At 57.1% G+C, this 18,042-nt stretch carries 17 protein-coding genes; 13 read left to right on the forward strand and 4 right to left on the reverse strand.

Annotation, left to right across the window (positions count from 1 at the left end; all coding sequences use genetic code 11):
• Positions 1–126: 126 nt before the first annotated feature.
• The 3 genes from QMX84_RS18750 to QMX84_RS18760 all read right to left on the reverse strand — a co-directional run bounded on the left by QMX84_RS18750 (position 127) and on the right by QMX84_RS18760 (position 4,558).
• Entirely contained in the window at positions 127–2,088 is a 1,962-nt protein-coding gene (locus QMX84_RS18750) for a hypothetical protein (protein WP_282364498.1), read from the reverse strand.
• A gap of 361 nt (positions 2,089–2,449) precedes the next feature.
• Positions 2,450–3,598: a patatin-like phospholipase family protein gene (locus tag QMX84_RS18755; RefSeq protein ID WP_282364499.1), complete on the reverse strand. Its 1,149-nt coding sequence runs from the start codon at positions 3,596–3,598 to the stop codon at positions 2,450–2,452.
• A gap of 24 nt (positions 3,599–3,622) precedes the next feature.
• Positions 3,623–4,558, reverse strand: a complete 936-nt coding sequence (locus QMX84_RS18760; RefSeq protein ID WP_262125525.1) for a lipid A biosynthesis lauroyl acyltransferase — start codon at positions 4,556–4,558, stop codon at positions 3,623–3,625.
• 120 nt (positions 4,559–4,678) lie between these two features.
• Between QMX84_RS18760 and minC the strand changes: the two genes are divergently transcribed.
• From minC to QMX84_RS18795, 7 genes are all read left to right on the forward strand, one after another.
• Positions 4,679–5,422, forward strand: coding sequence for a septum site-determining protein MinC (gene minC, locus QMX84_RS18765; protein ID WP_262125524.1), 744 nt, complete (start codon positions 4,679–4,681; stop codon positions 5,420–5,422).
• Positions 5,423–5,623: 201 nt separating this feature from the next.
• Positions 5,624–6,436: a septum site-determining protein MinD gene (minD, locus tag QMX84_RS18770; protein WP_262125522.1), complete on the forward strand. Its 813-nt coding sequence runs from the start codon at positions 5,624–5,626 to the stop codon at positions 6,434–6,436.
• Between the two features lie 3 nt (positions 6,437–6,439).
• Positions 6,440–6,694, forward strand: a complete 255-nt coding sequence (gene minE / locus QMX84_RS18775; RefSeq protein ID WP_019410761.1) for a cell division topological specificity factor MinE — start codon at positions 6,440–6,442, stop codon at positions 6,692–6,694.
• Positions 6,695–6,784: 90 nt separating this feature from the next.
• Positions 6,785–7,420, forward strand: coding sequence for a pseudouridine synthase (locus QMX84_RS18780; RefSeq protein WP_048368603.1), 636 nt, complete (start codon positions 6,785–6,787; stop codon positions 7,418–7,420).
• Positions 7,421–7,597: 177 nt separating this feature from the next.
• Positions 7,598–8,887 (forward strand): M18 family aminopeptidase, encoded by a 1,290-nt coding sequence (locus tag QMX84_RS18785; RefSeq protein ID WP_153334569.1) that lies wholly within the window; start codon positions 7,598–7,600, stop codon positions 8,885–8,887.
• Between the two features lie 181 nt (positions 8,888–9,068).
• Entirely contained in the window at positions 9,069–9,245 is a 177-nt protein-coding gene (locus QMX84_RS18790) for a hypothetical protein (protein WP_164488139.1), read from the forward strand.
• A gap of 106 nt (positions 9,246–9,351) precedes the next feature.
• On the forward strand, positions 9,352–11,511 hold the full coding sequence (locus tag QMX84_RS18795) for a mechanosensitive ion channel family protein (RefSeq protein WP_278939996.1): 2,160 nt from the start codon (positions 9,352–9,354) through the stop codon (positions 11,509–11,511).
• A gap of 74 nt (positions 11,512–11,585) precedes the next feature.
• Here the strand turns inward: QMX84_RS18795 and phnR are convergent, their stop codons facing one another.
• A complete protein-coding gene (phnR, locus tag QMX84_RS18800) occupies positions 11,586–12,305 on the reverse strand; it encodes a phosphonate utilization transcriptional regulator PhnR (protein WP_048368606.1) in 720 nt (239 codons plus the stop codon).
• 334 nt (positions 12,306–12,639) lie between these two features.
• Here phnR and QMX84_RS18805 point away from each other — a divergent pair, with 334 nt between their 5' ends.
• From QMX84_RS18805 to QMX84_RS18830, 6 genes are all read left to right on the forward strand, one after another.
• Positions 12,640–13,707 carry an ABC transporter substrate-binding protein gene (locus QMX84_RS18805; protein ID WP_153334571.1) on the forward strand — a complete coding sequence of 356 codons (1,068 nt, stop codon included), beginning with the start codon at positions 12,640–12,642 and terminating at the stop codon, positions 13,705–13,707.
• A 156-nt stretch (positions 13,708–13,863) separates the two neighbouring features.
• Complete coding sequence (locus QMX84_RS18810; RefSeq protein ID WP_153334573.1) at positions 13,864–14,679, forward strand: alkaline phosphatase family protein; 816 nt, start codon at positions 13,864–13,866, stop codon at positions 14,677–14,679.
• On the forward strand, positions 14,676–15,512 hold the full coding sequence (locus QMX84_RS18815; RefSeq protein WP_153334654.1) for an ABC transporter permease subunit: 837 nt from the start codon (positions 14,676–14,678) through the stop codon (positions 15,510–15,512). The genes QMX84_RS18810 and QMX84_RS18815 overlap by 4 nt, the downstream gene beginning before the upstream one ends.
• Positions 15,499–16,299 carry an ABC transporter permease gene (locus tag QMX84_RS18820; RefSeq protein ID WP_123750370.1) on the forward strand — a complete coding sequence of 267 codons (801 nt, stop codon included), beginning with the start codon at positions 15,499–15,501 and terminating at the stop codon, positions 16,297–16,299. Before QMX84_RS18815 ends, QMX84_RS18820 begins: the two co-directional genes overlap by 14 nt.
• Positions 16,296–17,285 (forward strand): ABC transporter ATP-binding protein, encoded by a 990-nt coding sequence (locus QMX84_RS18825; protein ID WP_123750369.1) that lies wholly within the window; start codon positions 16,296–16,298, stop codon positions 17,283–17,285. The genes QMX84_RS18820 and QMX84_RS18825 overlap by 4 nt, the downstream gene beginning before the upstream one ends.
• Before the next feature lie 34 nt (positions 17,286–17,319).
• A complete protein-coding gene (locus QMX84_RS18830) occupies positions 17,320–17,973 on the forward strand; it encodes an HAD family hydrolase (protein WP_262125514.1) in 654 nt (217 codons plus the stop codon).
• Positions 17,974–18,042: the final 69 nt, after the last annotated feature.

The raw sequence follows: 18,042 nt of genomic DNA on the forward strand, positions 1-18,042 counted from the left end.
TCTAGAAAAGCGCGAGATGGTATATAGCCATGCTTTAAATTGATGTAGGTTTTTTCCTAAAAAAAGCAGGAAAAAACCTACACAGACACCAATCGTGCTATTTACCTGACAGCCTGTGGTCTTTAATCATGGTGCGGGAGGAATTTCGCAACTGCCCCCACCTGCACCCGCCCCCATCGCAACCATGGTTTGGGCTTGAGGAGACGGCGTAGCATTACCATGAATGGTTATGCGGTAAAGAAATTGACCAAAACCGAACTGATGATCAGACCCACCATACGTCGGCAGTAGATACTCGGTATACGGAACAAACCACATGATCCCGTTTTCTTTTTCTTGTTCGGACACTTTATGCGTCGCCTCCCAGTACGTATCTTCTATGGGACTCCATTCATCATCGTAGCTTTGCCAGAACAGTTCAATAGTCTCGTCAGGGACCAAGTATTGTGACTTGGGTATCAATACTTCGATGCCATACACACCGCCTTTTTCGACAAGTGAGTTACAGTTCAGCAACGTATCCATGTACCGCCTTTGGAACACGGCTTCGGGTAGTTCAATGGCCACCACTTGCACATTAACATCCGTCGGCAATGACAATTGAGGATTCTTGAGACCTGCGCGAGTCACAGTATAAAAAGTTGGCAACTGCAAATTGATAGGGTTGACTGCTATGTCCGCCCACGGCACCTCAAGCTCAATAACTTGATTAGGTGATTCCGAACCATCTACGGTATACGGTGCAGAGCTTAAAACGTTGCCATCCCAATACACAGTCAATGTGTCACCCACAGCCGGGTTGTCATATAACCGTATTTTTGCTGTTGCCGGGAGATTTTCATCTGCGAGCACCAATATATTTGGCGTTGTCGAACTACCCCAAATTTCAACTTCGCCCAAGTCTTTGTTGACCGGATCAGGCTCATCTGGATTAGGTGGCCCGGCGAACTCAAAGTTGGTCTGTACCGTAATGTCATTGGAAGGCGTAGGCGTGACGCCACGCAACACTTGGTATTTAACGGTTACCGGTTGGTCGCCGCCATCAACAAAATCATACAGCGCCTTCATTTTCAGCCAAGGCACAGATACAGCAAGCGGGAAGGGTAACAATTGTTCAATCGAAATCCGATCGGTCAGTACGCCCTCCCAATCAATGACGATACCGTCTTCAGGCAAATAATCTGTAATCGAATCAATCAGTACCTTCACCTGTTCAAAAGCATCGTTGCGGTCAATACCGTCATCGGCCTGTGGAATCCTCGGGTCCGCCAAGGCAGAGGGCAACGTACCTAAAGCGACCGCTACCTGCGCGGGCAGCGTCAAAATGCTCTTGTTGCCGGCCTTATCAATCAACACACACATTACAAAATGCAAACCCGACCCCAGCGGCGTTATTTTATCGGCAGGGATTAAAATCTTGCGATCAGGCGGTAACGGTCCTAAAAAAGCCAAGTCAGTGTCAGCCGGGATCTCTGGAACAACCTTATCAAGCCAGGCAACGGCCACCAGCACATCTTCTTTATGGCGCTCTGTGAAGTCAGGAATGACGCAAAACACGCCACCATTGGCCGCCAACGAAGCATCAGTCACTAATGCATCGACCTCGATAATCGGGTTTGCATCAACAAATTGAGGGGGCTGCCTATCAATAAAAAAAGGCGTATCAAACGAATTCTTACTGCCACTCCCAGTCCAGTTATCCACTACATATCGAATAGAAAATGCGCCACTCCTGTTCTCAAAAAAGTGACTGTCAAGTTTAATATTTAATGGAAAATCTTCATCGGGCACAGAGGCAGGAACGTCTTGACTCTTAAGATTAACCCAAGCTGCCTCACCTTCTGGCAACCACTCAAGGTGAAGCTTATTCAAAAATGGATCACTAGGCGCGCGATCAGTCCAAATAGGAACTTTAATATCCAGATCCGTATACGAGTCTTTTAATAAAATCAGCCCCTCCGCATCACCTGGAATGACCTGATCAATAGTGGGTATGTCTAATTCATTAATAACCGGACCGCTCTCCCCCACCGACCGAACCACTGCAGATGACTTTTTCAATGCCCGGCCTTTTTTAAAAAACGACATATTCTGCGCTCCATCTCATTAATAAAAATACAAATAAAACAGCTATTTACTATTTGCATCATGATGGAGTCGCCAAAATCAATTAGGCATGTATCGACTCTCACCACCTGACAGCATTAAGTTATTCAACACTTTTCCTGACATTCTGGATACTGTCAGAGTTGACAGGTGGCTATGTATACAGCCCCCTCGCTAAATATGTTTTAAATCAGTCGTTTCGCGTGACAACTCGCTTCAATAATGCGAACTTCCGAGAAATTTCCGTTCGCTGGCGCCAACACTATTCGGGGGGTAATTTCTGCGAGTGAGGTGGGGATTGGCATGCACCGCGTTTCCAAAGCGCATCTAGGCTCGTCAACTGCTACGTAATACCCAAGAACCCCATCAACGCCGCACGCTGGGCCAATGCATCCTTGCGCCCCAATTCAATCAACTCGCTGCAATAGCCCGCCTCGAACAACAAATAACTCAACACACCCGCGCCGCTGGTTTTGGTTGCCCCCGGCCCGCGTAAAAACAGGCGCAGCGCGGCGGGCAGTTCGTGGCGGTGGCGGGCGGCGATTTCGTCAATGGGCTGGCTGGGGGCGATGACCAACACGTCAACCGGCGCCAAACCGAGGTTGTCGGGCTGCCCTGGCAGCAACCGGCTGAAGTGGTTCAGGCGCTCCAGCAGTTCGATATCGCTCTCAAGGCTGTCAATAAAGGTGCTGTTGAGCATGTGCCCGCCAATTTGCGCCAAGGTGGGTTGCTGCGCGTTGTACTGGCGCGCTTGCCCGCCCTGGCGGTCCGGCCCGCGCGGGTTGCCGCTGACCCCGACCACCAACACGCGATTGGCGCCCAAATGCAACGCCGGGCTGATGGGTGCAGACTGGCGCACGGCGCCATCGCCAAAATACTCTTCACCAATTTTTACCGGGGCAAACAACAGCGGGATGGCCGAGCTGGCCAGCAAATGTTCGACGGTCAACGACGTCGGCAGGCCAATGCGCCGATGACGCAACCAGCCTTCGATGGCACCTTCACTTTGATAAAACGTCACGGCCTGGCCCGATGAGTAGCCAAAAGCCGTGAGCGCCACAGCGCGCAAGTGCTGAGCGGCGATAGCTTGATCGATACCGGCAAAGTTGATTTTGTCGTTGAGCAATTCGCGTAACGGCGAACTATTGAGCAGCGCCACCGGGACGTGGCTGCCAAGGCCCAACAAGCTGTGGCCCAGAAAGCGGCTGGCCTGGTGAATCACCCCCGGCCAATCACTGCGCAACACACGGTGGCTTTCAAAGTTTTGCCAAAAGGCCGTCAAGTGCTCGACGGCCTGGGTGAAGTTCATTGCGCCACTGGCCAGACTGACCGCGTTGATCGCTCCAGCCGAAGTGCCGACAATCACCGGGAACGGGTTGGGCGCCCCCGCAGGTAACAACTCGGCAATGGCCGCCAGTACCCCCACTTGATACGCCGCCCGGGCACCGCCCCCCGACAGAATCAACCCGGTTACCGACGCTCGGCCGTTCATACCCCGGCGCCCTTGCAGCGCGGGTTACTTGCGGCGTTTGTCGTACAGCTTTGGCTCGCCCGGCGGCCGGGTTTTGAAGCGGCGGTGTGCCCACAAGTACTGCTCTGGGCATTCGCGTATCGCACGCTCGACCCATTGATTGATACGCAGGCAGTCGGCCTCATCGCTTTCTCCGGGAAAGTCGTTCAAAGGCGGATGAATCACCAACTTATAACCACTGCCATCCGCCAGTCGTTGTTGAGTAAAGGGTACAACCAGCGCTTTGCCCAGCTTGGCGAATTTGCTGGTGGCGGTCACCGTGGCGGCCTCGATGCCGAACAATGGCACGAAAATGCTTTGCTTGGCGCCGTAGTCCTGGTCGGGTGCGTACCAGATCGCCCGCCCGGCGCGCAGCAACTTGAGCATGCCGCGCACGTCGTCGCGCTCCACCGCCAGAGAGTCCAGGTTGTGGCGCTCGCGGCCGCGGCGCTGGATAAAGTCGAACAACGGGTTTTTGTGCTCGCGGTACATACCATCAATGGTGTGCTGCTGCCCGAGCAAGGCGGCGCCGATTTCCAGGGTGGTGAAGTGAAACGCCATCAAGATGACGCCCTTGCCTTCGCGTTGGGCCTGCTGCAGGTGCTCCAGCCCTTCGACATGCGCCAACTTGGCCAGGCGCGGCTTGGCCCACCACCAGCTCATGGCCATTTCAAAAAAGGCGATGCCGGTTGAGGCGAAGTTTTCCTTGAGCAGGCGCTCGCGCTCAGCGGCATTTTTTTCGGGAAAGCACAGTTCAAGGTTGCGCGCAGCAATGCGTCGGCGCTCACCGGCTACCCGGAACATGCAAGCCCCCAGAAAACGACCAATGCCCAACTGCCATTTATAAGGCAGCTGAACCACCAGCCACAGTACGCCAAGCCCTGACCACAGCAGCCAAAAGCGGGGATGAAAAAAAGCAGCTCGAAAAAGCGGGCGATCCATTAATGATTCCGGACAGACACAAGGGCCGGGCATTCTACATCGTTAGACCCGGCTTGCGGCTCGCGGGCGTTCTCGTTATAAGTCTCTGCACTTTAAGTGACAAGCCGCATTAAGCCGACCATGAGCCAAACCGAATCGCAAGACCAAGCCCCCGTGTTTCAGCTTAAGGGCAGTATGCTCGCCATTACGGTGCTGGAACTGGCCCAAAACAACCTCGAAGCCCTTGATCGCCAACTGGCCGCCAAAGTTGCCCAGGCGCCCAATTTTTTCAGTAACACCCCGCTGGTGCTGGCGCTCGACAAGCTGCCCGCCGGTGCCGGTGCCGTCGACTTGCCCGGGCTGATGCGCGTGTGTCGCCAACATGGCCTGCGCACCTTGGCCATTCGCGCCAGCCGCATCGAAGACATCGCTGCCGCCATCGCCATTGACCTGCCGGTATTGCCGCCGTCCGGTGCCCGCGAGCGGCCGATCGAGCCCCCGGTTGAAGTGGTAATTGCACCGAAAAAGCCCGAGAAACCGCCCGAGCCGGCCATCAAACCGACCCGCATCATCACCACGCCAGTACGTGGTGGCCAAACGGTATACGCCGAGGGTTGCGATCTGGTGGTCATCGCCTCGGTCAGCCCCGGTGCGGAACTTATGGCCGATGGCAACATCCATGTGTACGGCCCCATGCGTGGCCGAGCGCTTGCCGGGCACAAAGGCAACACCCGAGCGCGAATTTTTTGCCAGCAACTGAGCGCCGAACTGGTGTCCATTGCCGGAATGTACAAAGTGTCCGAAGACCTGCGACGCGATCCTTTGTGGGGCGCCGGGGTTCAAATCAGTCTGTCAAGTGACATGTTGAACATCACCCGTCTTTAACGGATACTCACGCCATTTTCCAACCATCTCAATTACGTAGAGAAAACAGACTAGTCTTTGTAGGAAGTCAGCAATCAGCCAGTGTTTACGCTGTGTAATCCTGGCTTGGGGGATGTCCACCAAGACTGTTCACCTGTTGTCGTTTATTTAGAGATGTTATTCAGGGACTAAAAAGTCCTTTTTCCTTAGGGGTGAAGCACCTTGGCCAAGATTCTAGTGGTTACATCCGGCAAGGGTGGTGTGGGTAAGACCACCACCAGCGCCGCTATCGGTACGGGCCTGGCACTGCGCGGGCACAAAACCGTCATCGTCGACTTCGACGTTGGCCTGCGTAACCTCGACCTGATCATGGGTTGCGAGCGTCGCGTGGTGTATGACTTCGTTAACGTGGTTAACGGCGAAGCCAACCTGCAACAGGCGTTGATCAAAGACAAACGTCTGGAAAACCTGTATGTGCTGGCTGCCAGCCAGACCCGTGACAAAGACGCCCTGACCAAAGAAGGCGTCGAAAAAGTTCTGATGGAACTTAAAGAGACCTTCGAATACGTAGTCTGCGACTCTCCGGCGGGCATCGAAACCGGCGCCCACCTGGCCATGTACTTCGCCGATGAAGCGATTGTCGTGACCAACCCGGAAGTCTCTTCGGTGCGTGACTCGGACCGCATGCTGGGCCTGCTGGCCAGCAAATCGCGCCGCGCCGAGCTGGGCGAAGACCCGATCAAGGAACACCTGCTGCTGACCCGCTACAACCCGGATCGCGTCAGCAAGGGTGAAATGCTCGGCGTTGAAGACGTCAAAGAAATCCTCGCAGTTGCACTGCTGGGTGTGATCCCGGAATCCCAGGCGGTGCTCAAGGCATCCAACCAGGGCGTGCCGGTGATCCTTGATGACCAAAGTGACGCCGGTCAGGCCTACAGCGATGCGGTTGATCGCTTGCTGGGCAAAACCGTGGAGCATCGGTTCCTCGATGTACAGAAGAAGGGATTCTTCGAGCGCCTGTTTGGAGGCAACTAAACAATGAACATTTTTGACTTCTTTCGTACCCGCAAAACGCCAACCACCGCGTCGGTCGCGAAAGAGCGTCTACAGATCATCGTGGCGCACGAACGCGGCCAACGCAGCACCCCGGACTACCTGCCAGCCCTGCAAAAAGAGCTGGTCGAGGTGATCCGCAAATACGTCAACATCGGCGATGATCAAGTACAGATCGCCCTTGAAAACGAGGGTAGCTGCTCGATTCTGGAACTCAACATCACCCTGCCAGATCGTTAATCAATCCGGCTGATACCACGGCGGCTTGGAGGTTTCTCTGCACAGGGGGATCTCCAAGCCGCCGTTGGCGTTTGTTAAGAGGCTGTTTTAATGCCGTTGTCGAATATTCACATCATCCATCAGGACGCGGGCGTTCTGGTGGTCAACAAGCCGACCTTGCTGCTGTCGGTGCCGGGCCGCGCCGAAGACAACAAAGACTGCCTGATCACCCGCCTGCAAGAAAACGGCTACCCCGAAGCCCGCATCGTGCACCGCCTGGACTGGGAAACCTCGGGGATCATCCTGCTGGCCCGCGATGCCGACACGCACCGCGAGTTGTCGCGTCAGTTTCACGACCGCGAAACAGAAAAGGCCTACACCGCGCTGGCTTGGGGCCAACCGGAGCTGGACAGTGGCAGCATCGACCTGCCCCTGCGCTACGACCCGCCGACCAAGCCACGCCACGTGGTCGATCACGAGTTTGGCAAGAACGCGCTGACCTTCTGGAAAGTCCTGGAGCGTTGCGGCGATTATTGCCGGGTTGAACTGACGCCGATTACCGGGCGTTCGCATCAGTTGCGCGTGCACATGTTGTCCATTGGCCACCCGCTGCTGGGCGATGGCCTGTACGCGCACCCGCAGGCATTGGCGGCCTACCCGCGTTTGTGCCTGCACGCCAGCATGCTCAGCTTCACCCACCCGCAGACCGGCGAACGCCTGCGCTTCGAGTGCCCCGCCCCGTTTTAACAGCGCCCTTGTAGCCGCTGCCGAAGCATGAGGCTGCGATGGGTTGCGCAGCGACCCCAGACGGCGGTCCTGCGGCCCGCATCGCAGCCTCGTACCTCGTCAGCGGCTACAAGAATTGAGGGATCAAATTTTGTGGTCAATGCGCTAAACTCGCGGCATTGCTGTCTGGAGTAACTTATGCGCGAAGAGTTGAACCAAGGCCTGATCGACTTTCTCAAGGCCTCCCCTACCCCGTTCCATGCTACCGCCAGCCTTGTTCAACGCCTGGAAGCCGCCGGTTACCAGCGCCTCGACGAGCGCGACACGTGGTACACCGAAGCCAACGGCCGCTATTACGTCACCCGTAATGACTCCTCCATCGTCGCCTTCAAGCTGGGCCGTCACTCGCCCCTGCAAGGCGGCATCCGCATGGTCGGCGCTCACACAGACAGCCCCTGCCTGCGGGTCAAGCCTCAGCCAGAGCTGCAACGCCAGGGTTTTTGGCAGTTGGGCGTGGAAGTCTACGGCGGCGCCTTGCTGGCCCCCTGGTTTGACCGCGACCTATCGCTGGCCGGGCGCGTGACCTTCCGCCGCGATGGCAAGGTCGAGAGCCAGTTGATCGACTTCCGCGCGCCGATTGCGACCATCCCCAACTTGGCGATCCACCTTAATCGCACGGCCAACGAAGGCTGGGCGATTAACCCGCAGACCGAACTGCCACCGATTCTGGCGCAGGTTGCAGGTGATGAGCGCGTGGATTTCCGCGCCCTGCTCACCGACCAACTGGCCCGCGAGCACGGCCTGAACGCCGACGTGGTGCTCGACTATGAGCTGAGCTTCTACGACACCCAAAGCGCTGCGGTGATCGGCCTCAACGGTGATTTTATTGCCGGTGCACGCCTCGACAACCTGCTGTCGTGCTACGCCGGCCTGCAAGCGCTGTTGAACACCGACACCGACGAAACCTGCCTGTTCGTGGCCAATGACCATGAAGAAGTCGGCTCGTGTTCAGCGTGCGGCGCGGACGGCCCGATGCTGGAGCAGATCCTCCAGCGCGTACTGCCTGAAGGCGACGAGTTTGTGCGCACTATTCAGAAGTCGCTGCTAGTCTCGGCCGACAACGCCCACGGCGTGCACCCCAACTACGCCGACAAGCACGACGCCAACCACGGCCCCAAACTCAATGCCGGGCCGGTGATCAAGGTCAACAGCAACCAGCGTTACGCCACTAACAGTGAAACCGCAGGGTTCTTCCGCCATCTGTGCATGGCGGTTGAAGTGCCGGTGCAAAGTTTTGTGGTGCGCAGCGACATGGGCTGTGGCTCGACCATTGGCCCGATCACCGCCAGCCACCTGGGTGTGCGCACGGTAGACATCGGCTTGCCGACCTTCGCCATGCACTCCATCCGTGAGCTGGCCGGTAGCCACGACCTGGCGCACCTGGTCAAAGTATTGAGCGCGTTCTACGCCAGTAACGAACTCCCGTAAAACACCCAACCTGTGTAGGAGCGAGCTTGCCTCGCGATCTTTTGATCTTAAAAAAGATCTCGAGACAAGCTCGCTCTTACACAGGTGAAGAGTGCCCGGGCGATTCATTTTTGATACACATCACCCCACTTCTGCGTAAAGCCACCTAGACTTGGGTGATTAACTTCTTCAGGTCCAGAACATGCTCGAAATATCCGCCTTTAATTCCATGTTGATCCCCATTGTGATTGGTATGTTGCTGCTCACCATTGGCTTCAACTTTCGCGACAGTAAACCCGGCGTACTGTCGATCTGGTTTGGCATGTTGCTGATCTTCGGCACCATCGTTTTTAAAATTCTCGCCAAACTGAATCAATAAATAGCACCGCATCCGCGATCACTTATTTTATGTATGACAAGAAATGAATGATCGCGGGGCCTAGCGTACACTCGTCCGATCCGTACTTTCCGAGGGTGATCGCCTAGTGTTTCTTCGTCTCTTTGCCCGGCCCTATTGGCTACTGATTTGTCTGCTGACCTTGCTGCCGCTCGCCTCGGCCCAGGCTGTGGGCATCACCAGCCTGCTCCCCAGTTCGGATAAAACCCAAACGCAACCCACCGAGCCTTTGGGCCAGTCGCTGGACGAGGTGATCAAAAACCTTGAGAACGACCAGCAACGCAGCAAGTTACTGGCGGACCTTAAAAAGCTTCGCGACGCCACCAAAAAAGCCCAGCCCGAAGCTGAAATCGGCGTCCTGGGTTTGATCGGCAGCACCCTTGCCGACCTCGAAAAACAGTTCTCGGGCAACGACAGCCCCACCTCGCGCTGGAGCGAAGAAATCGGCCAGGCCAAAGATGAACTGGTGGCCTTGATGCTGCCCGCCAAGGAATGGGTGCCCATCATCTTTGCCTTTGCGCTGATCATCATGATCTGGAGCCTGCTGGCTTCATTGCTGATTTGGGTCAGCCACCGCGTGCGCTTGCGCTTTGGCCTGAGCGAAGAACTGCCGCAGCACCCTAAAGCGGTCGACATGCTGCGCTTTGCCTTGCGCAAGCTCGGCCCCTGGCTGGTGGCGCTGGTGATCACGGTGTACATGAGTTACGCCTTGCCATCGTCGCTGGGCAAAGACCTGGCCATGGCGCTGGCTTACGCCCTGGTGATCGGCACTTGCTTCTCGGCCACCTGTGTAATTCTGTTTTCATTGCTCGATGGCCCGCACCGTCATCGCGCCCTGCATATTCTGCGGCATCAGGCCTTCCGCCCGCTGTGGTGGATCGGCAGCTTTGCCGCCTTCGGCGAAGCGCTCAGCGACCCGCGCATGGTCGCCTCCCTGGGCGTGCACCTGGCGCATACCGTGGCCACGTTTGCGAACGTGATGGCGGCGCTATCGACCGGGCTGTTTATCATCCGCTTCCGCCGTCCCATCGCTCACCTTATCCGTAACCAGCCGCTGTCACGCCGCCTCACCCGCCGCGCCCTGAGCGACAGCATCGAGACCCTCGGTACTTACTGGTACATCGCCGCGCTGATTCTGGTGGGCATCTCATTGTTCGCCACCTTCTTGTCAGCGGGCGATACCAGCACCGCGCTGCGCCAGTCGCTGATCTGCGCCGTGCTGGTGGTGCTGTGCATGGTGATTAACGGGCTGGTGCGCCGCCATGCGCAAAAGCCCCAACGCGGGCCCAAGCGCCACGCGCTGTATTCGGAACGGCTCAAGAGTTTTGTCTACACCCTGGCGCACTTGATTGTGTGGCTGGTGTTCATCGAGTTGGGGTTGCGCGTGTGGGGCCTCTCGCTGATCGGTTTCACCGAGGGTGAAGGCCATGAAATCAGCGTCAAGCTGTTCGGCCTGGCGGGGACGTTACTGTTTGCGTGGCTGATCTGGATTCTCGCCGATACCGCCATCCACCACGCCCTGACCCGTTCGCGCAAAGGCCTGGCCAACGCCCGCGCGCAAACCATGATGCCGTTGATTCGCAACGTACTGTTTGCGGCCATTTTCATCATTGCGCTGATCGTCGCACTGGCGAACATGGGCATGAACGTCACGCCACTGCTGGCCGGTGCCGGTGTGATCGGTCTGGCTATTGGTTTTGGTGCACAGTCGTTGGTTGCCGACCTGATTACCGGCTTGTTCATCATCATTGAAGACTCGCTGGCCATCGATGATTACGTGGATGTCGGTGGCCACCTGGGCACCGTCGAAGGCCTGACGATTCGTACCGTGCGCCTGCGTGACATTGACGGCATCGTGCACACCATTCCGTTCAGTGAAATCAAAAGCATCAAAAACTATTCCCGCGAGTTCGGTTACGCGATCTTCCGCGTGGCGATCCCGTACAACATGGAAATCGACGACGCCATCAAGCTGATGCGCGAGGTGGGACAAAAGATGCGCACCGACCCGTTGCAGCGCCGCAACATCTGGTCGCCGCTGGAGATTCAAGGGGTCGAAAGTTTCGAGTCGGGCAGCGCGATTTTGCGCGCACGCTTCAAAACCGCGCCGATCAAACAATGGGAAGTGTCACGGGCGTTCAACCTGTCGCTCAAGCGCCATCTGGATGAAGCCGGCCTTGACCTCGCGACACCACGCCTGAGCGTGCAGGTAGTAACAGCAGGTAGCGGAACGTTGCAGAAGGAATAACCCCTACCTCCTTGTAGGAGCGAGCTTGCCTCGCGATCTTTTGATCTTTAAAAGATCGCGAGGCAGGCTCAGACTCAACGCTCCAGCACATCCACACCAACGTGGATCGCGTCATGTCGCCAATACTCAATGTCACAGTCGATCAGCCGCTCGTGCTGGTCGTAGTTGATGCGCTCGATCCTCAACCCCGGGCTGCCCGTCGACACTTTAAGCGTTGCCGCCGCCTCGGCGGGCAAGGCGGTCGGCACGATCTCAAAACGCACCCGCCCGTAATGCAAGTCGTAGTGCCGCGCATAGAGCTCAGTGATCGACTGCGTAAGGTCAAAATCCAGAATCTGCGGAAAGTATTGCGGGTTCAGGTAATGCTCGACATACAGCACCAAACGCCCATCAATGCGCCGCGCCCGGCAGATCTGGATCACGCTGGAAAACGCCGGTAACTGCAAGCGTGCACACACAGCGGCCGACGCCGGCTGCAAGCGCGCCGAAATCACCTCGGTGGTCGGTACTCGCCCCTGGGCGCTGACCATCGCGTGAAAGTGGCTGCGCTGCATCAGGTTGTAGGCCAGGCGCGGCGGCGAAATAAACCAGCCGCGCCGCTCCTCGCGATACACCACGCCTTGAGCTTCCAGTTGCAACAACGCTTCACGCACGGTGATGCGGGTGGTCGCGAACAGTTCGCTGAGTTTTCTTTCAGCCGGTAATTGGCTGCCACAGGTCAGCAAGCCATGTTCGATTTGCTCTTGCAGGGCCAGACCAATGGCTGTCACCGCTTTGGGTGCACCTTCACGCATCAACGTTACCTATCTGGACTAGTCCAGCACCAAATGTGGGCAGGCTCGGCCTGCAAAACACTTAACTCTTGAGGGTGTCAGCCTAGGCAGTGCAGATGACTGTTCGATGACACTGACACCTGTTTTAACCCTCAAGCCCATACCCGCCGGGGCCTTGACCATGGTCTACGCTTAGCTCACGGCACTTGGCGGGCCTGTAAAAGTGCTTGCACAACCAATGCCGACATTAAAGTGTCATGCAGCCCCCTTAAATTGGCTCAGGTATTGCTGACCTAGACCAACCCACTGCAAAACTCTAAAAAAACCAGCGTGAACACCCCCACAGGAGCTTCAGATGAAACAGTTTTTTCTGGCATCACTGTTAGGCACCAGCATCGCCCTTTGCACCTCGGCCATGGCCGCCGATGTCGATTTAAAAGCCCTTGAAACTGCCGCCAAGGCAGAGGGCGCCGTGAACAGTGTCGGCATGCCCGATGACTGGGCCAACTGGAAAGGCACGTGGGAAGACCTGAACAAACTGTATGGCCTCAAGCATGTCGACACCGACATGAGTTCGGCTCAGGAAGTGGCCAAGTTTGCCGCCGAAAAAGACAACGCCAGCGCTGATATCGGTGACGTCGGTGCAGCCTTCGGTCCTATCGCGGTGGCCAAAGGAGTGACCCAGCCATACAAACCCACCACCTGGGAACAGATCCCGGCCTGGGCCAAAGATAAAGACGGTAACTGGGCATTGGCCTATACCGGCACCATCGCGTTTATCGTCAATAAAAAGCTGCTGCACGGCTCCGAAGTGCCAACCAAATGGTCTGACCTCAAATCCGGTAAATACAAGGTCTCGATCGGTGACGTGAGCACCGCCGCGCAAGCCTCCAACGGTGTTCTGGCCGCAGCCTATGCCAACCACGGTGATGAAAAGAACATTCAGCCCGCCCTGCTGATGTTTGCTGATATCGCCAAGCAAGGCCGACTTTCACTGGCAAACCCGACCATCGCCACCCTGGAAAAAGGCGAAGTTGAAGTGGGCGTGGTCTGGGACTTCAACGGCCTGAGCTACAAAGCCAAAATGGCCAACCCGGATGACTACGTGGTGCTGATCCCGTCGGACGGCTCGGTAATTTCGGGTTACACCACCATCATCAACAAATACGCCAAGCACCCGAACGCCGCCAAACTGACCCGCGAATACATCTTCAGCGATGCCGGCCAAACCAACCTGGCGCGTGGCAACGCCCGCCCGATCCGTGCCGAACACCTGACCCTGCCAGACGACGTGAAGGCCAAGCTGCTGCCTAACGAGCAGTACAAGAACGTGACGCCGATCAAAGACGCCGACGCATGGGAAAAAACCGCGAAGGCCCTGCCTCAGAAATGGCAGGAAGAAGTCATCATCAACATGCAGTAAAGAACCCGCTGCCCCTGTAGCCGCTGCCGCAGGCTGCGATAAGGGCCGAAGGACCTTCCTCGGCTTTAACTGCCACGACCACTTCGTGGCCGATCGCAGCCTTCGGCAGCGGCTACAGAGGCTTGTGTTTTTCTTTAGTTCGCGGAGTCGCAGTACATGAAACACAAGGTCATTTTGGTGGTACTCGACGGACTCAATCATGATGTTGCCCGCCATGCCATGGGGCATTTGCAGGCGTATGTCAGCGCAGGACGCGCCACGCTGTACAAGCTCACCTGTGAATTGCCAGCGCTGTCGCGCCCTCTTTACGAGTGCATCCTCACGGGTGTCCCGCCGATTGAAAGCGGCATTGTGCATAACAATGTGTCGCGCCTGTCTCACCAGCGCAGCGTGTTCCATTACGCCCGCGAAGCAGGTTTGAGCACCGCCGCCGCGGCTTACCACTGGGTCAGCGAACTGTATAACCGCTCGCCTTTTATCGCGGCCCGTGACCGCCACACCGAAGACAGTGACCTGCCCATCCAGCACGGGCATTTTTACTGGAACGATCACTACCCCGATTCCCACTTGTTTGCCGATGCCGAAAGCCTGCGCCTGCGCCATGCGCCGGACTTTTTGCTGGTGCACCCGATGAACATCGACGATGCCGGCCACAAGCACGGCCTCGACAGCTCGCAGTACCGCAACAGCGCGCGTTCTGCCGACATTGTGTTGGCCGACTACCTGCAAGGCTGGCTGGACGCGGGCTACCAGGTGCTGGTGACCGCCGACCACGGCATGAACAACGACCGCTCGCACAATGGCCTGTTGCCCGAAGAGCGTGAAGTGCCGCTGTTTGTACTTGGCGACGCCTTTAGCCTGGACCCTCAGGCCACCCCTAAACAAACCGAACTGTGCGGCACGATTTGCCAATTGCTGGGCGTCGCCCATGACAAACCGCTGTGCCAGACCTTATTGAGACCCGCGCCATGACCCGTGGTAAATGGCTGGCATTGTTGTGCCTCGCGCCCTTTGCAATTGTCTTTATCGTGTTCCAGATTGCCCCGCTGCTGTGGGTGCTGGTACACAGCCTGCAATCAGAAGACACCGGCTGGGGCCTGGACAACTTCAGCAAGATCTTCGCCTCGAAGTTCTATTTACAGGCCATCCAGCACAGCCTGGAGATCAGTTTCTGGTCCAGCCTGTTCGGCATCGTGATTGCCGTGCTCGGCAGCTACTCGCTGCATAAAGTCGACTCAAAGCTGCGCAACTTCGTCAACGCCTTCGCCAACATGACCAGCAACTTCTCCGGGGTGCCGCTGGCGTTTGCCTTCATCATCCTGCTGGGGTTCAACGGCAGTATCACGATCATGCTGAAACAGGCGGGGATCATCGAGGACTTCAACCTCTACTCCAAAACCGGCCTGATTATTCTGTACACCTACTTCCAGATCCCGCTGGGCGTTCTGCTGCTGTACCCGGCCTTTGATGCCCTGCGTGAAGACTGGCGCGAGTCAGCGTCATTGCTGGGCGCCAACAGCTGGCAGTTCTGGCGCTTTATCGGCCTGCCGGTCCTCACACCGGCGCTGCTAGGCACCTTTGTGATCCTGCTGGCCAACGCCCTCGGCGCCTACGCCACGGTGTATGCGCTGACCACCGGCAACTTCAACGTATTGCCTATCCGCATTGCCGCGATGGTGTCGGGTGATATCAGCCTGGACCCGAACATGGCCAGTGCGCTGGCGGTGATTTTGGTGGGGTTGATGACCCTGGTGACGCTGGTGCATCAGTGGCTGTTAAAGAGGAGCTACCATGTCGCGCGCTGAAACCGGAACCGCCAGCGTTTATCACCGCACGGTGGTTTACCTGCTGTTTATTATTTTGCTGTTGCCGCTGCTGGGCACGTTTGTGTACTCGATCGCCAGCAGTTGGTCCGCCACCGTGTTGCCCAGCGGCTTTACCTTCAAGTGGTACCTACAACTGTGGAGCGACCCGCGCTTTTTGACCGCATTCGGCCATTCACTGTTGATCTGCTTCGGGTCTTTGCTGCTGTCGGTGGTGTTGATTCTGCCGCTGCTGTTTGTGGTGCATTACCACTTCCCCAAGCTCGACGCGCTGATGAACATCCTTATCCTGCTGCCGTTTGCGGTACCGCCGGTGGTGTCATCGGTGGGCCTGCTGCAACTGTACGGCTCGGGGCCGATGGCCATGGTCGGTACGCCGTGGATCCTGATCGGTTGCTACTTCACCGTGGCCCTGCCCTTTATGTACCGGGCCATCACCAACAACCTGCAAGCCATCAACCTGCACGACCTGATGGACGCCGCTCAATTGCTCGGCGCCAGCACCTGGCAGGCGGCGTTTCTGGTGGTGTTGCCGAACTTGCGCAAAGGCTTGCTGGTGGCGTTGCTGCTGTCGTTTTCGTTCCTGTTTGGCGAGTTTGTGTTTGCCAACATCCTGGTCGGCACCCGCTACGAAACCTTGCAGGTGTTCCTCAATAACATGCGTAACAGCAGCGGCCATTTCACCAGCGCGCTGGTGATCTCGTACTTCCTTTTTGTACTGGTGCTGACTTGGGTTGCCACCTTCCTGAACAAGGACAAAAGCCAATGAGTTTTGTCAGCGTCGAACACCTGCAAAAAACCTACTCCGGCACGCCGGTCTTCAGCGACATCAATTTCACCATCAGCAAGGGCGAGTTCGTCACCCTGCTCGGCCCGTCTGGCTGCGGCAAGTCAACGCTGCTGCGCTGCATTGCCGGGCTGACGCCGGTGGATGACGGCAAGATCCTCCTCGATGGCCAGGACATCGTGCCGCTCAACCCGCAAAAACGCGGGATTGGCATGGTGTTTCAGAGCTACGCGCTGTTCCCCAACATGACCGTTGAGCAAAACGTCGCGTTTGGCCTGCGCATGCAAAAGGTCAACGCCAATGACAGCCAAAAACGCGTGGCTGAGGTGCTGCAACTGGTCGAGCTCAATGACTTTGCCAAGCGCTACCCGCACCAACTGTCGGGCGGTCAATGCCAGCGTGTGGCGCTGGCCCGCTCACTGGTGACGCGCCCGCGCCTGTTGCTGCTGGACGAACCGTTGTCAGCACTGGACGCCCGTATCCGCAAGCATTTGCGCGAGCAGATCCGGCAGATTCAGCGTGAGCTGGGGCTGACCACGATTTTCGTCACCCACGATCAGGAAGAAGCGCTGACCATGAGTGACCGCATCTTCCTGATGAACAAGGGACGGATCGTCCAGAGCGGCAATGCCGAAAGCCTCTATGTGGCCCCGGTGGACGTGTTTGCCGCGAGTTTTATTGGCAACTACAACCTGCTGGACGCCGACACCGCCAGCCGTTTGTTGCAGCGCCCGGTCACCAGCCGCATCGCCATACGCCCGGAAACCCTGGGCTTGAGCCTGCACGGAGAGGCCGACACACTGATCCGCAACCACAGCCTGCTGGGCAACGTGATCCGCTATCGGGTCGAAGTCCGTGGCGTGGAGTTGATCGTAGACGTGCTCAACCGTTCTGCGGCCGACCTGTACGCGGATGGTCAGCGCGTGGCGTTGACCATCGATTCCAGCGCCTTATGTGAGGTAGCCTGATGCTTTTGAGCACCATGAAAAGGGAGTTGCACTGATGGCCCTGGCAATTTTTGACCTAGATGAAACGTTGATTCACGGCGACTGCGCCACCTTGTGGAGCGAGCAAATGGGCCGCCTGGGCTGGGTCGATCCGCAGGCGTTTTTAAAGCGCAATAACGAACTGATGCACGCCTACAGCCAAGGCGAATTGAAGATGGAAGACTACATGGCCTTCAGCCTGGAGCCCTTGATCGGGCGTACCCCTGAAGAAGTCGATCATTTGGTCGGCCCATGGGTTGAAGACTTTATCGAACCGATCATTTTCAGTGACGCGACCAAAACCGTGGCCGCTCACCGCAAAGCCGGCGATCGCATTCTGATTATTTCGGCGTCGGGCGTGCATTTGGTCAAACCGATTGCCGAGCGTCTGGGCATTGATGAAGTGCTGGGTATTGAACTGGAAGTCGCACACGGTACGTACACCGGCAACACCGTGGGCACCCTGACCTACCGCGAAGGCAAGATCACGCGCCTGCTGGAATGGCTGGACGAGCAAGAAGAAAACCTTGAGGGCGCGAGTTTTTATTCCGACTCACGCAACGACTTGCCGTTGCTGCTCAAAGTGGATCACCCGCATGTGGTCAATCCTGACCCGGTCTTGCGTGAACACGCTGAAAAGGCCGGCTGGCCGATTCATCACTGGAAGTAAATAGGCTAACTGTAGGAGCGAGCTTGCCTCGCGATCTTTTGATCTTTTTAAAAGATCGCGAGGCAAGCT

The organism is Pseudomonas sp. PS01297 (assembly GCF_029959305.1).
Taxonomy (GTDB): Bacteria; Pseudomonadota; Gammaproteobacteria; order Pseudomonadales; family Pseudomonadaceae; genus Aquipseudomonas; species Aquipseudomonas helleri.

Coding starts and splice junctions, on each gene's coding strand:
- QMX84_RS18805 (WP_153334571.1), top strand. CDS start 12,640: ATGAAACAGTTTTTTCTGGCATCACTGTTAGGCACCAGCATCGCCCTT.
- QMX84_RS18785 (WP_153334569.1), top strand. CDS start 7,598: ATGCGCGAAGAGTTGAACCAAGGCCTGATCGACTTTCTCAAGGCCTCC.
- QMX84_RS18820 (WP_123750370.1), top strand. CDS start 15,499: ATGTCGCGCGCTGAAACCGGAACCGCCAGCGTTTATCACCGCACGGTG.
- QMX84_RS18780 (WP_048368603.1), top strand. CDS start 6,785: ATGCCGTTGTCGAATATTCACATCATCCATCAGGACGCGGGCGTTCTG.
- phnR (WP_048368606.1), bottom strand. CDS start 12,305: ATGCGTGAAGGTGCACCCAAAGCGGTGACAGCCATTGGTCTGGCCCTG.
- QMX84_RS18790 (WP_164488139.1), top strand. CDS start 9,069: ATGCTCGAAATATCCGCCTTTAATTCCATGTTGATCCCCATTGTGATT.
- QMX84_RS18760 (WP_262125525.1), bottom strand. CDS start 4,558: ATGGATCGCCCGCTTTTTCGAGCTGCTTTTTTTCATCCCCGCTTTTGG.
- QMX84_RS18825 (WP_123750369.1), top strand. CDS start 16,296: ATGAGTTTTGTCAGCGTCGAACACCTGCAAAAAACCTACTCCGGCACG.
- QMX84_RS18815 (WP_153334654.1), top strand. CDS start 14,676: ATGACCCGTGGTAAATGGCTGGCATTGTTGTGCCTCGCGCCCTTTGCA.
- QMX84_RS18755 (WP_282364499.1), bottom strand. CDS start 3,598: ATGAACGGCCGAGCGTCGGTAACCGGGTTGATTCTGTCGGGGGGCGGT.
- QMX84_RS18830 (WP_262125514.1), top strand. CDS start 17,320: ATGGCCCTGGCAATTTTTGACCTAGATGAAACGTTGATTCACGGCGAC.
- minC (WP_262125524.1), top strand. CDS start 4,679: ATGAGCCAAACCGAATCGCAAGACCAAGCCCCCGTGTTTCAGCTTAAG.
- QMX84_RS18750 (WP_282364498.1), bottom strand. CDS start 2,088: ATGTCGTTTTTTAAAAAAGGCCGGGCATTGAAAAAGTCATCTGCAGTG.
- QMX84_RS18810 (WP_153334573.1), top strand. CDS start 13,864: ATGAAACACAAGGTCATTTTGGTGGTACTCGACGGACTCAATCATGAT.
- minE (WP_019410761.1), top strand. CDS start 6,440: ATGAACATTTTTGACTTCTTTCGTACCCGCAAAACGCCAACCACCGCG.